10 protein-coding genes are annotated in these 13,727 nt (G+C 49.7%); all 10 read right to left on the minus strand.

Translation table 11 applies throughout. From position 1 onward, the window contains the following. Positions 1-159 precede the first annotated feature (159 nt). Entirely contained in the window at positions 160-2,142 is a 1,983-nt protein-coding gene (gene parE / locus NST99_RS22120) for a DNA topoisomerase IV subunit B (protein ID WP_038594314.1), read from the minus strand. Between the two features lie 68 nt (positions 2,143-2,210). After that, the gene (locus NST99_RS22125) at positions 2,211-3,200 is read right to left on the minus strand and encodes an ABC transporter permease (RefSeq protein ID WP_341094398.1); all 990 of its coding nucleotides are present in this window, start codon (positions 3,198-3,200) and stop codon (positions 2,211-2,213) included. Continuing rightward, on the minus strand, positions 3,193-4,173 hold the full coding sequence (locus NST99_RS22130) for an ABC transporter ATP-binding protein (protein ID WP_341094399.1): 981 nt from the start codon (positions 4,171-4,173) through the stop codon (positions 3,193-3,195). Before NST99_RS22130 ends, NST99_RS22125 begins: the two co-directional genes overlap by 8 nt. A 52-nt stretch (positions 4,174-4,225) precedes the next feature. Beyond that, a complete protein-coding gene (locus NST99_RS22135; RefSeq protein ID WP_341094401.1) occupies positions 4,226-5,167 on the minus strand; it encodes a GDSL-type esterase/lipase family protein in 942 nt (313 codons plus the stop codon). A 317-nt stretch (positions 5,168-5,484) separates the two neighbouring features. After that, positions 5,485-6,375, minus strand: a complete 891-nt coding sequence (locus NST99_RS22140) for a phosphotransferase family protein (protein ID WP_341094403.1) — start codon at positions 6,373-6,375, stop codon at positions 5,485-5,487. Between the two features lie 209 nt (positions 6,376-6,584). Then, the gene (locus NST99_RS22145; protein ID WP_341094405.1) at positions 6,585-7,349 is read right to left on the minus strand and encodes a CAP domain-containing protein; all 765 of its coding nucleotides are present in this window, start codon (positions 7,347-7,349) and stop codon (positions 6,585-6,587) included. A 290-nt stretch (positions 7,350-7,639) separates the two neighbouring features. After that, positions 7,640-9,601, minus strand: a complete 1,962-nt coding sequence (locus NST99_RS22150; RefSeq protein ID WP_341094407.1) for a WG repeat-containing protein — start codon at positions 9,599-9,601, stop codon at positions 7,640-7,642. A 90-nt stretch (positions 9,602-9,691) separates the two neighbouring features. After that, positions 9,692-10,741 (minus strand): galactose ABC transporter substrate-binding protein, encoded by a 1,050-nt coding sequence (locus NST99_RS22155; protein ID WP_341094409.1) that lies wholly within the window; start codon positions 10,739-10,741, stop codon positions 9,692-9,694. 134 nt (positions 10,742-10,875) lie between these two features. After that, positions 10,876-11,901 carry a substrate-binding domain-containing protein gene (locus NST99_RS22160; protein WP_341094410.1) on the minus strand — a complete coding sequence of 342 codons (1,026 nt, stop codon included), beginning with the start codon at positions 11,899-11,901 and terminating at the stop codon, positions 10,876-10,878. Then, positions 11,898-13,727, minus strand: coding sequence for a sensor histidine kinase (locus NST99_RS22165; RefSeq protein ID WP_341094412.1), 1,830 nt, complete (start codon positions 13,725-13,727; stop codon positions 11,898-11,900). The genes NST99_RS22160 and NST99_RS22165 overlap by 4 nt, the downstream gene beginning before the upstream one ends.

Here is a 13,727-nt window from a genome sequence, read left to right on the forward strand (position 1 = left end):
TCCGATCGCTGTTATTCCCGAATTTCTTCAATTTGACCCGCTTTACGGGTGAAATTCGAGAATAAAGGCGAACGCTGACGCTTCTGCAGTTCCAAACTTCCCTTCGTTCCTCAGATCACCAATCTCTTTTTAACAATCGGGATAATCGTCACTTGCACACTACTCTACAAATTCGGTAAAGTCGACGTTTTCGACAATCCAGCGCTTACGGGGATCGACCTTGTCGCCCATCAGCGTGGATACGCGGCGCTCCGCCTTTGCGGCGTCCTCAATCTGCACCTGAAGCAGCGTGCGTGATTCCGGGTTCATCGTCGTCTCCCACAGCTGGTCGGGATTCATCTCGCCGAGTCCTTTGTACCGCTGCAGCTCGAAGTTTTTGCCGAATTCCTTGAGGTAATTCTGCAGTTCCTCATCGCTCCAGGAGTAACGTACCGTCTCCAGCTTACCTGATTTGCGGGTCAGCTTATACAGCGGCGGCTGGGCGATAAACACCTTGCCGGCGTCAATCAACGGCTTCATGTACCGGTAGAAAAAGGTCAGCAGCAGCACTTGAATATGCGCACCGTCCGTATCAGCATCGGTCATAATGATAATTTTGGAATAATTGCTGTCTTCTACGGCAAAATCCGGACCGATTCCCGCACCGATTGCGGAAATAATCGCCTTGTACTCATCATTCTTAAGAATGTCCAGCAGCTTGGCCTTCTCCGGATTCATCGGCTTGCCCTTAAGCGGCAGAATAGCCTGAATCTTGGAGTCACGCCCCTGCTTGGCTGATCCTCCGGCGGAATCGCCTTCGACGATAAACAGCTCTGTACGCGTAACGTCCTTGGACTGCGCAGGTGAGAGCTTGCCGCCCAGGTTGGAGCTTTCACTGCGTTTCTTGCCGCTGCGGATTTCATCGCGGGCCTTACGCGCCGCTTCACGGGCTCTGGAGGCCTGGATGGATTTCTTCAGCAGGCTTTGCGCCACCTGCGGATTCTCCTCCAGGAAACGGGCCATGTTCTCGGACACGATAAAGTCGACGGCACTGCGGGCAGAAGCGCTTCCGAGCTGATCCTTCGTCTGGCCGACGAATTCTACCTCGGACATCTTGACGCTGATTACCGCCATCATGCCTTCGCGCAGATCATTGCCCTCCAGGTTCTTGTCCTTCTCCTTAAGCAGCTGTGTCCGGCGGGCATAATCATTCAGCACGCGGGTATAAGCTGTCTTGAAGCCGGTCTCATGTGTTCCCCCGCTGCGCGTAGGAATCGAATTGACGAAGGAGGCCAGCGTTTCGGTATAACCTGCGTTATACTGCAATGCCACCTCTACCTCAATATCATCCTTCTCCGAACTGAAATGGATGACGTCATGCAGCACATCCTTGCCCTCATTGAGAAACTGCACGAACTGGCTTGCTCCGCCTTCATAGAAAAATTCATCCTGGCGGCCGCTGCGCTCGTCACTTAGATTAATCCGCAGCCCGGAGTTCAGAAAGGCGATCTCCTGCACCCGTTCTGCAAGGGTATCATAGTTCAGGGCAATGCCATTCGGGAAGACGCGAATATCCGGCTTGAAGGTAATCTTCGAACCGGTCTTATTCGTATTTCCCAGCACCTCAAGACCGGTAACAGGCTCACCGACATGCTCTTTCCCCTTTGCATCTACCCAATATTCGAAGCGCTGGCGGTGGATTTTGCCGTCACGATAAATTTCGACTTCCAGCCACTCGGACAGCGCATTGGTAACTGAAGCCCCTACGCCATGCAAACCGCCCGATTTCTTGTACCCGGAGCCGCCGAATTTACCACCGGCATGCAGGATCGTGAAAACAACCTGCGGTGTAGGCACTCCGGTCTTATGCATCCCGGTCGGGATTCCCCGGCCGTTATCAATGACGGTAACCGAACCGTCCTTGCGTAGTGTAATATCAATCTTCGAGCAAAACTTGGCTAAATGCTCATCTACGGCGTTATCCACTATTTCCCATACGAGATGGTGCAGTCCCGAGGAACTCGTACTGCCGATATACATGCCGGGCCGTTTGCGGACCGCAACCAGACCTTCGAGCACTTGAATGTCGTCAGCATCGTATCCAGTCCGGCCTGTTTCGGCGTTCTTAGAGACTTTTGCAAACATATCGATCTGTTCGAGCATTCATGCTCCTCCTTCTTTTCTCTCTATCTATGAAATGCAAACAAACGTTTTGGTTCACTTTGTACATTCTAATTCAAAATATCCCGTTTCGTAAAGACGGCGAATGAAATGATTACTGCAGAAATCCCCCAAACGGCCAGTACAGCCATGGAAAAAGGCAGTGTCATCCCCTCAATCGGTGCCGGTGTTCCGGCCAAATACCCGGTTAATCCCAGATTAACCATGAATAAATATTTAGCCGTCGTCCAGGCCGAAGCCATATTGGTCAGAATCGTTCCGGCGATCAGTGCGGCCATCATCACCACGATGCTTGCCGCTGTGCTGCGCACCAGCACCGACACCATAAATGCCAGCAGGGCGACGACTACGCTCACGAACCAGATTAATCCGCCCTGCATCAGCAGGTATTTCCACTGCGGTACGGAATGGACAGCCGACATATCCACAGCATCTCCGCTGATTTGGAACCCGGTAAATACAGGAAGATTAAAGCCCTTGTACCCAAAAACAAGCCCCGAAATCAGATAGCTGATTGCAAACACCGACAGTACAATCAAGGAGACGAACATCAGCAGCGCCGCCAGCTTGCTGAACAGCACCTTCCAGCGTTTAACCGGCCGGGTCAGCAGCATCTTAATTGTACCGGTCGTCCTTTCCCCGGATACAAGATCTGAGGCTACTGCCATAATCAGCAGCGGAATGAACAAGGAGACCGAGTTGTCCAGGAACTCGCGGGTAAAGGTAACCCCGCTGGGCTCATTCGGATTGACATCATGGTCCAGATAATACTGCAGCTGCTGGACGAATATCCGCCGGTAGGACTTCCATTCCTCGGGAATCCGGTCGCTGCCTAGTGAATTTTGATTATCGGTAATCTGCTGCTGTACCTCCAGTCTCCAGTCCGAATTAAACTTGTCCCGGCTGCGCTCGGCTATACGCATCTGTGCATAGGTAAACATAGGCACAAGTACGACCAGAATTAGCAGTATAACATAAAACCGTTTCTTTTTTATAATCTTCAGGCACTCATTACGGATGAGCGGAAGCAAATTAATCAATAGTTTCACCTTCCGTTAGCTTCAAGAATAGCTGTTCCAGTGTGGGATTTATTTTATGCACGGCGCTAACTTCCACTTCCGCTGTGACGAGCACCGCAACAATCTCCGGAATCAGGTCTTCATCCATGACCGTGATGAGGGAATTCGCGCCCATTCCGGCAATGACAGAGTCGTCAAGTGTAACCTCATCCAGTTCGAGAAGCTTGATGTCAGGACGTCCGGCCAGTATCGTTCTTGCCCTGTCCAAAGGCTCCAGATCCCATAGCACATAAGGGGAATTGCGCGCAACCAGTTCATTTACCCCGCCAACCGCCAGCACGCGGCCTTTGCTGATAATCGCAACCCGGTCGCACAGCAGCTGAATTTCGCTCAGCAAATGGCTCGATACAAATACCGCAAGACCTTCCGCAGCAAGCTCGCGGATAAATTCGCGCAATTCTTTGATCCCTTTAGGGTCCAGCCCGTTTGTCGGCTCATCCAGAATCAGCAGCCGGGGACGGCCCAGCAGCGCCTGGGCAATTCCAAGCCGCTGCCTCATCCCCAGAGAATAGGTGCTCACCTTGTCATGAATACGCTGGTCCAGCCGGACAATGTCCACTACCTCAGCAATTCGCGCCTTGTCCACACCTGGCTGCATGCGGGCGAAATGCTGCAGATTCTCCCAGCCTGTCAGATAGGTATACACTTCCGGATTCTCTACGATCGAGCCAACATATTGCAGCGCTTTTTCCGGTTCACGGTTAACGTTATAGCCGCAGACGGTTATCTTTCCTTCACTTGGGCGAATCAGGTCCACAAGCATACGGATTGTAGTTGTTTTGCCGGCCCCGTTGGGTCCAAGGAAACCGAAGATTTCCCCTTGCTTCACGTTGAAGGTAACATCATCAATGATCCATTTCCGGCCGATTTTTTTGCGGACACCTTCCACTGACAGAATAACTGTCCCGGCTTCTCCGCTTATGTCTTTATCCATGTTCTCACAACTCCTTGCTACGATCATTTCTGACTTGCGGTGAAGTACATCCTTAGCGCACAGCCTGTATGATTCGTTCACTCATCCGCTGATAGCCGTCGCCGTTCGGGTGAAAATGATCGTTTGAAAGATACTTATCCAGATGGCGGTTGAACAAATCAAAGGTTGGAACGAGTGTCATATTGCTGTGTGTGTTAATGATATCCATTGCCGCGTTATTCCAGGTGGTAACCGCTTGATTGCCGGGCACCAGCAGATCCTCGATATCTCCAAACGGATTATATAATCCGACATAATAAATTTGCGCCTGCGGATTGATCTCGGCAATGCTCTCCAGAATCCCGCCAAGCCGTTTCGAAGCGTCTGGCAGCGCGGCCAGCAGCGACTCCGGCGTCACCTCATCTTCAGTTGCCGAAGGAACGCTTGTCCCGGATGAGCCGGTCTTCCCGCTCACAGTCCCTGTTTCAGAAGGTTCTGCTCCAGGCATTGAAGCAATGTCCGCAGGACTCCCTGTCTCCGTTGATGTTGTTCCCTGTTCTGCACTGCCCGTTCCCATTATATCCGAGTCCCTGAACAAATCATTGCCCCCAATCGAGACCAGCACGACGTTGGCCTGCCGCAAGGCATACCGAAAACCTTCTTCTTTGAGCTTGCTTTGCAGGCCTGCGGTTGTCAGCCCGTTGATGCCCATATTGCCAAGCAGCTCCGCCTTGCCTCCGCCAGCAGACAGACCGTCCAGTGTCCGCTTTACAAAACCGTTTCCGGTGTTGTCACCGGTGCCTTTGGCCAAAGAGTCGCCAAGTGCCAATATTTTCATTTCATCGCTGCTTGCCGCCGTGGGAACCGGTGTTTCCTGCGGCAAAGAGGTTGAAAGAACTTCACCCTTCGGGTATATAATATCGTTCACCGCATATCCAAACCCAACGATCAAAACTAACGTTGCTGCTATGGAAATCAGGCTCACAGTGCGCCAGGTCCATTTTGAGTCGTTCAAAGCCATCCCTCCGTATGCCAGTTCTTATCTCCAGTGTTCCACATTTTACAAACTTCTTAACTATGTAGATAAACATAATTCTTCTATACTTAATTTGCAAATATCCACCGCTCAAGCGAAATTTGGCGATTTTTGTCCTTAATAGTCTATTATATCAATTGAAAGCATATTTTTCTCAAAAAAAATATGGTCTTTTCCTTTGAGCCAGCTCTTAATCGGCAAGCTGCGGGCTGCCCCTATATCAATCAGATCACAGCATAAAGAAGCAAGGAGAGTGTCCTTGCTTCTTTATTTCGGCTCCGGGAAAAGAAGTTAAATCAATAATGAATATCTTTTGCCGTCATGAGATGCGTCAAATGCCAGAATATATCGCCGGTATCATTCCCTCGTAAATGCCAGCCGGCACTGCAAAGTCCCACTCTAGCACGTGATAGAACTATATCCAAATCGGGGTAAACAGGACACATTAGCGACGTAAAGCGTTCACCCAGTCCATCCAGTAATACGCCCATATCATGCGCCGGATTGCCGGTTCCTGCAACACCAAAATCCAATATACCTGTGATATTCTTATAATCCTCATCAAGAATAAAATGCTCCAGAGCCAAGTCACCGTGGATTAAGCATGGCGTATAGTCAAACCACTCGGAACCATTTTCTAGTCCTTTGTAGGCCGCATCCACACAAGATCTCGTATAGGGTCTCATGTGGGGGTATAATTCCCTTTTAATGCGTTCATAACCATTCATGATATTCTGATAGTGTTCAGATGGATCGTCTGTGGATGCCAGGGAAACTGCAATGCCTGCCCTCCTCACTTCCGCCAAAGGTATTGTGTGAATTTGTTTCATATAATCCGCGATCTGCTCCATGATTGATTGTTGCTCCGCGGCATCGAGCTGAAAGAGGCGATGACGGAATAATGGCTGACCGTGAATATAAGGGTAACACACGACGCCGTAATCAACACAGCTCATGTCGGGTACAGGCACGTTTGTCTTGTCCTTTAAGAGGCGAATACACCTGTATTCATTCTCTAGCAGCTTTTTTGCAGCATCATCTTTTGCGAACCTCACCACTAATTCGTCGTTCACAAGAATCAAATCATTATGCAATCCATGGTCAAAGCCGGATTTTATTGAGGTAATATTCATCTGAGGAAAATACTCGGCAATTTTCTGCTTGAAATCAATTAATTTTTTATCCATTGCTGCTCCTCTCAAGCTAAACAAGGGGGGGAAGTGTTCATTTGAAACGTATAACTGATCACTTTAAGCCTCACAACACATTTCGCAAACCTCTCCATAACTAAGATTCTTCTAACATATCAATATCAGTAAACGTTTTCAAGATCTTAAACAGTACAAAACCCGCCCCCGGCAATGCCGGAGAACGGGTTTTGTACTTTTCATAAGGTTTATTTTCCGATGAATTCCTGAACCCAGTAATTGTTGTCGAAACCTACGCCGATGTAGTTAAAGTTCGCACTCAGAATATTGGCACGGTGTCCCTCACTGTTCATCCAGGCCGTCATTACTTCTTGCGGAGTTCTCTGGCCCATTGCAATGTTCTCCCCGGCAGCCCGATAAGTAACGCCAAAAGTGGCCATCATATCAAAAGGCGATCCGTACGTCGGGGATGTATGCGAAAAGTAGTTATTCGTACGCATATCGGTTGCTTTAGCTGCGGCCACTTTGTTCAGGCTTTCCAAAGCGCTGACCGGAGACAGCCCTGCTGTCGCACGTTCCTTATTCACAAGCGTAACGATTTGCTGGATATAGGACTCTTGAGTGCTGACTGCTGCTGGTGTTGCCGTTGGTTTTGGTGTCGCTACTGGCGTTGCCGTTGGTTTAGCTGTCGCTACAGGCGTTGCTACTGGTGTTGCCGTTGGTGCAGCTGTCGCTACAGGTGTCGCTGTTGGTTTAGCTGTAGCAACGGGTGCAGGTGTGTTTGTCGGAACAACAACCGGTTGAGATTTGTAAACTGTCACTGTCGTATTGGAAAAAGGAAATCCCTTAAGGCTATATTGGTTAAAATATTGCATGAATTGTGCGAAATTAGTTGGTGCTCCAGTTGCAGTATTGCCTGCCTCTGCATTTGCCTGTATTGGAAGAGAAATGCTAAGCGCCATCACTGCCGCCACACTTCCACCTATCATTGCTCTTAAAGTTTTGCTCTTCATTCTGCCATCTCCTTGTTCATGATGTATTTGTTATGTTGCTGTCGGCCGAAGTAATAGGCTCCAAATATTACAAAGTTGTAATCTGTTCCTCAGTCATTGTAGCATAAATCTCTCAGCTGTGCGCTTCTAAATTTTTACATTAATAGATTGCCAGATAGGCAAGCAGACGGCTTGTACATTTCTACTCCAATACCAACAAAAAAGCCGCCATCCTAATCAGGACAGCAGCCTCCTATTGACTTCGCTGTACATTCTGTACAGGTTTAGACGTTATCTTTGTAGCTGGAAGCTTAATGGAAAGACTGCCAGAACTCGCCTTCGGTCGAGATCAGACCCATGATTTCTGCATAAGGAATGCGGAATGTCGGGAAACCAGCAGCATACGGGGCGATCTCGTAAGGAGCGAAATACAGATACAGTGCTTCTTCATCAACAAAAAAGGGCTGATCCGCCGTAATCCCCTTGTAGGTGTCCGGAAAAACGTAGGAGTACTGGGGATCGTTCGTAATCTGTTTGCCGACAATTGCGCTGAGCTTCGCCACATATTTGCTGCCCGGCTTGAACAGGTCACGAAGAGCATAAAACTTGCCGTTGCGCAAATTGATATGAACATAAATCCGGGTAGGCATGCCATGGGCAGCGCCAAAAGGGTACTTGTAGCCGCTCAATTCCAGGACTAGCAGATTTTTGCGGAAGAAGGAGACGGCAAAATCCCCGGTATAGCTGTAATCCTGCGTGCCTTCACCGGTCCCCGCTCCTTCGGCAAGGGACAGGCTGCGCAGCTTGTCATTTACTTCTCTGGAGACCTCGGAGTTTGCGATCCCTTCGATAACCGGATAATATACTAAATAGTCTCTATTCGGTTTGTATTTCTTCTCCAGCACTGAATAAGGCGGCCGGAGCGTTATGACTCCATTTTGCTTCCATACCTGATTGCCCCGCCGGTCGTAATAGGCTGTCCGCTGATCCACGTCAGCCCTGATCAGACTTCCGCTGAAGGAAAGTGTGCCTGAACCGGCAATTACAGGCGGCTGAGCTGCTTTTTTTCCGCTTTTGTCGATGAAATAGGTATCTGTGGCGTCAAACACTGAGGCGAGTCCATTCTGATAATTGTTCACACCCAGCAAGGGGTGAGTACTGAGGATTCTGCCGGTTACCGCATCAGCGATAGCATAACGGGAACCGCGGTAAGGCTCGTCTGGATACACTGGTGTACCCAATGCCACCCGGTCTTCACCCAGCTGTTGAACTTCATAATACTGGGCCGGGACTACGAGCTTACCCTGCTTGTCAATCAGGCCATAGGCGTTGCCATAATTCTCTGCCGTATTGATCACCGCTCTTCCCGCAGAAAATGGCAGGGCAGCTGTATACTGCGGCTCTATTGCGATGCTTCCGTCTATCCGCAGATATCCGTATTTACCGTTCTCGGTAGCCTGGTATGCCAGCAGGCCATCCCCCGGATAACCTACAAATGGATATTTATACGTATGCAGCACGGTGCCTTGCGGGTCTATCAGCGCAAACTCCCTTTCGCCCAGCTTGACCAGTGCCGTTCCGTTCATGAAATCACTGGCGTCCTCGTAAACCGCAGGCAGTACTTCCTTTCCCTGGGCATCCAGATATCCGTAGTGGGAAGTACCCGTTGTACTTTGTTTGGAGAACATCGCACGCCCTTCATGCAGCGAATTTAAGTAATCATAACGCGCTGCTGTAACCTGCTTGCCTCTTTCGTCAATCAACGTATAGCCTTTGGCATCGGAAACCACAGCACGGCCTTCTGAAAAAGGGGCAATAAAGGAATAGGCCGGTCTCACTTTCTCCCGCCCGGAGCTGTCAATCAGGCCGCTCTTGTCGTTGCGCTGCACAATCGCCAGGCCGTTCTCCTGAAAATCCTCAGCATATTCATACCTTGGTTCAATAACCGTCCGTCCTTCATTGTTGATGTACCCCCAACGAGTCCCCTCTTTAAGCTTAAAAGGAGCGGGGTGCAGCAAATCCGCCCGCAGCTCACTGTCATCCACCTCAGGCAGGAAATAAAGCGCCTCTACAGGCTTTTTGGAGTAATCTACCCGATACAAACCCGCTTCTGCAGGAATCGTTACGAACAGATCATCATCCGCACGGATGAAATCCTCTTCCTGCTGAGGAATACATTCATTCCAGCCAATCCCGTCCCATCTCCACACTTCCGTCTGCAGCAGGCTGTTATCCGTTCCTTTCGCCAGCTCATTCAGCTTAATCCTCAGCATCCCGTCGCTCTCCTTTACAAGGGCTTTTGCCTATAGGATATGTGGTCAAGGAGAAATGGTGTGTGGTTGTAAGGTCTGACGCTTTCCTAATTATTCGACATCGGCGACATTGTCTCTGGTAATCTTCTTATAGGGAATCCATACATACTGGTTATCGGTAATATCGAAACCAATATTTTGTTTGGTTGGCGCTTCGCCTCTAGAGAGAACCGCCGCAAGTTGGATTGCTGCTTTGCCTTGAATATGGGCATCATTTAACACAGTACCCAGCATGGTTCCCTCTTTCAGTGCTTTAACGGCCGGAGCTGTCGCATCTACACCAACTACCGGCATGTATTTCCCGCCGGAAAAATATCCGTCAGCTTTTAGAGCTTTAATTGCACCGAGGGCCATATCGTCGTTGTTGGCAAGCACAGCTTCTATCCTGTCTCCGCAGGTCTTCAGAAAGCCCGCCATTTTCTCCTGGCCCTTCACCCGGTCGAACATTCCGCTGTCTTCCGCCAGTTTCTCGACCTTGATACCTTCATCTTCAATCGCCTGAATGGAATAATTGGTGCGCAGCTCGGCATCCTGGTGTCCCGGCTCGCCCTTCAGCATGACATATTGAAGCACTCCGTCGCCGTTCTTATCGGCTTCTGGATGGGATTTCCAGTATTCCGCGATAATCTGGCCGGACATGGTGCCCGATTCTTCCGCTTTGGCGCCTACATAATACACCTTGTCCCATTTCTTCATATCTTCCGGAAACGGTTCACGATTAAGGAAGACAACCGGAATGTCGGCTGTTTTTGCTTTGTCGATGATGACGCCTGCGGCAGTGCGGTCAACCGGATTAATCAGCATGCCTTTATATCCCTTGGTAATGAAAACGTCAACCTTATCATTTTGCGTAAGCTGGGAGTTTTTGCTGTCTACAATGTCCACAGCTGCGATGCCTTTAGCTGCCGCCACAACCGATTTGCGGACACCGGCCATAAACGTATCGCTGAATTTATAAATGGCTACGCCAATTTTTGGAGCTGAGCCGGTACCACCAGGGATTGCCTCAGCGCTGCCGCCGGTATTCGCAGAGCTGCCCCCGCAGCCGGACATAGCAGCACCCAGCAACACGGCGAATAAAACGGAAGACTTTTTTTTCATCACTAATTGACCTCCCGAGGGTAAATCTTTCTCATGCCGGATCTGTCCCAGGTACATCATTATGCCTGAAAAAAGCACAGTTGCGAATATAAAATCCTACTGTATTCAATAAATATTCTAATGAGTTCCCTATGCTACCGGACAAAAGGAAACAGCAGCTTTTGATTCTCGGGCCATAGCATGTTTTCCAGGTCAATCAGCTTGGTGCCAGTATCCGCACGCTCCGGAATGTCGATGCCTTCCAGGGCTTGGGCTGCATATTTTACGGCCAGATAACCGTTGCTGAACGGATTCTGGATCACAGTTGCCTGGACGGTTCCGTCCTGAAGCATTTCCATCATCGAGGGAGAGCTGTCGAAGGCCACCATTTTAACCTTATGCTGCTTCAGATTCTGCAGTACTTTGCCCGCACCCTGCGACGCCGTTTCATTCAATGTGGCGATTCCGCGCAAATCGGGATGGTTCTGGAGCATGTCCCGGGTCAATGATTCCGCATTGGCTGTATTCGAGGAGGTGTAGGAAATCTGCACGACCTTAACATTCGGATAACGGGCCGCATAGTTCAGGAAACCCTTTTCCCTTTCTTCTGCGTCCCGGGCTCCATAATCAATCGGTCCGCTGGATTCCGGCTGCACGTTCTGAGAGGAGTTGGTGAAATTGATGATTCCAATCTCACCATATCCGTTCAACAGCTGTATCAGTCTTTCCGCTGATTTCTGTCCGGCTTCATAGCCATTTGAACCCACGTAGGCTTTGACTCTGGCCGAACCAACCTCGGCATCGACGGAAATAACAGGGATTTTGTAATAGGCGGCCTGATCCACTACCTGGGCCAATCCCATATAGCTGCTGGCTGCCAAAATAATCGCCTCTGCCTTTTGATTAATAGAATCCTCAACCATGGTAATCTGCTTATCAATCTCACTCTCAGAATCAGGTGCCTTGAACGTCAGCTTGACATTAAATTCCTTGGCGGCGGCTTCAGCACCGAGCTTAACCGTGTTCCAGTAATCCCCTTTGTTCATCTTGACAATCATATCAATATTATGCGTTTTATTGGTGCTGATATAAGCGGCGGGAGACGTATTGAAGCAGGAAGTGACCGTCAGCCACAGCACCGGACAAAGCAGCAGGATCAGCCACAATCGTTTGCTTCTCATGGAGATGATTCATCCTCCTTCTGCGGCTCCGGCCCCTCTGCGGTTTGGATTGCCGGGAATGTAATAGTGACCGTTGTGCCTTCCTCAAGCTCGCTTTCAAATGCAAGACCGAATTCGCGTCCGTAATAAAGTCTGATCCGTTCATTCACATTCCGCACGCCTACACCAGAGCCGCTGCCGCTTTTGGTCCCGCCGCTCAAGATCATATTCAGCATTTCCCTCGGCATTCCTAGACCGTTGTCGCTGATTGTGATGACAATTAAGCCATGCTGAAGCTCGGCACTAATGGAGATCAGACCTTCGTCCGGCAGCATTTCAATCCCGTGATACAGTGCATTTTCTACAATCGGCTGCAGAATCAGCTTGATCGTCTGGTACTGGAGCACCTCATCCTGCGCCTTGATTTCAAAGCGGAATTTATTCTTGAAGCGGAAGCTCTGGATGACAAGATAATGGCGGATATGGTCCAGCTCTTCCTGCACGGTAATAATATTATTCCCCTTGCTCAGGCTGATCCGGAAAAACTTCGACAACGATTGGATCATCGTGACCACTTCCTCGTTTTTGCCCCGTTCGGCAAGCCGGATGACAGAGTTCAGCGTGTTGTACAAAAAGTGCGGGTTGATCTGCGACTGCAGTACTTCAAGCTCACCTTTGCGCTTGGTCTCCTGCTCATAAATAATCTGGTCCATCAGCTGGCGGATCCGCTGGAGCATCAGGTTAAAGCGCCGCGACAGCTGTTCAACCTCATAAGCGCCGCTGACATTGATCGGAGTATTCAGGTCACCCTCACCTACCTGCTTGACGGTCCGCTCCAGCTTGCGGATCGGACTGGCAATGAGCCAGGACAGGAAGACGGAGACAGCAATGACGCCAAGAATAACAGCGGCCAGAAACCAGACCAGAAATTGATTCAGATCCCGTTTCGTAGTCACAATTTCATCGTAATAAGCGACACCAACGATTTTCCAGCCGGTTTCGGCCAGCGTGCGTACGGTGATAAAACGTTTCTCTCCTGTTGATTCATCCAGATAGCTGCGGTAAGCATACTCCAGCACCGGTTCCACGTTCTCATACTTTAGACCGGCATAAATCAGCTGCTGCTGCGGGTGATAAACGATATTGCCCAGCGAGTCCAAAATGTATGCGTATCCTCTTTTGCCAAGCTTGACCTGCCGGCTCAGCTCATCAATCGTCCGGAAGTTGAAGTCGATCAGCAGGATGCCGGTTTTCAATTCTCCGTTTTCTCTGTATTGAATCATTTTGCTGATGGAGACAACCCAGGTATAGCTCCCCTTGAATAAATTTTGGATATGCGGTGCGGAATAGGAAATCTCCGAGCTTTTTTTGGCGGTGGTGAACCAGCTCTGACTTTCCAGCTGTGTATTCAGGCGCATGTTCTGGCCCGGGGTCCCAACCACATATTTCCCCTGCAGCGTAAACACGGCGACCGACACCAAGTCTTCTCTGCTGTTCATCAGCGTATCCATCCGTTCGTACAGCAGCGGGGAATCAATAGAGGCACTGGTCGTGACCTGTTCCTCCGCCGTCTCAAAAATATTGCTCATTCCTTTGACATACAGCTCCAGATTATAATTCACCTGCTCTATGATCTGCTGCATATTCAGATTGGCATTCTCCTCGGCTGTCTTCGCAAACTTGTTGTACAGCATGAAGCTGACGATCACCGCAACCAGCACAGTAATCGCTGTGAACGACACCGTAATGATAAGCTGAATACTCCGCAGTTTGGAGGATATCCTTGTTTTGCCGCGTCTGCCTTGCTGCGGGCGAAGCGGAAAAAAATAAGCCTTCGGCCTGTTCAT

The sequence above is a fragment of the Paenibacillus sp. FSL L8-0470 genome (assembly GCF_038008625.1).
Lineage (GTDB): Bacteria > Bacillota > Bacilli > Paenibacillales > Paenibacillaceae > Paenibacillus_AQ.

Bases quoted from the DNA above. Each gene is read 5' to 3' on its own strand.
- NST99_RS22150 (WP_341094407.1), bottom strand. From the start codon at position 9,601: ATGCTGAGGATTAAGCTGAATGAGCTGGCGAAAGGAACGGATAACAGC.
- NST99_RS22145 (WP_341094405.1), bottom strand. From the start codon at position 7,349: ATGAAGAGCAAAACTTTAAGAGCAATGATAGGTGGAAGTGTGGCGGCA.
- NST99_RS22165 (WP_341094412.1), bottom strand. From the start codon at position 13,727: ATGAACAGGCCGAAGGCTTATTTTTTTCCGCTTCGCCCGCAGCAAGGC.
- parE (WP_038594314.1), bottom strand. From the start codon at position 2,142: ATGCTCGAACAGATCGATATGTTTGCAAAAGTCTCTAAGAACGCCGAA.
- NST99_RS22140 (WP_341094403.1), bottom strand. From the start codon at position 6,375: ATGGATAAAAAATTAATTGATTTCAAGCAGAAAATTGCCGAGTATTTT.
- NST99_RS22155 (WP_341094409.1), bottom strand. From the start codon at position 10,741: ATGAAAAAAAAGTCTTCCGTTTTATTCGCCGTGTTGCTGGGTGCTGCT.
- NST99_RS22160 (WP_341094410.1), bottom strand. From the start codon at position 11,901: ATGAGAAGCAAACGATTGTGGCTGATCCTGCTGCTTTGTCCGGTGCTG.
- NST99_RS22130 (WP_341094399.1), bottom strand. From the start codon at position 4,173: ATGGATAAAGACATAAGCGGAGAAGCCGGGACAGTTATTCTGTCAGTG.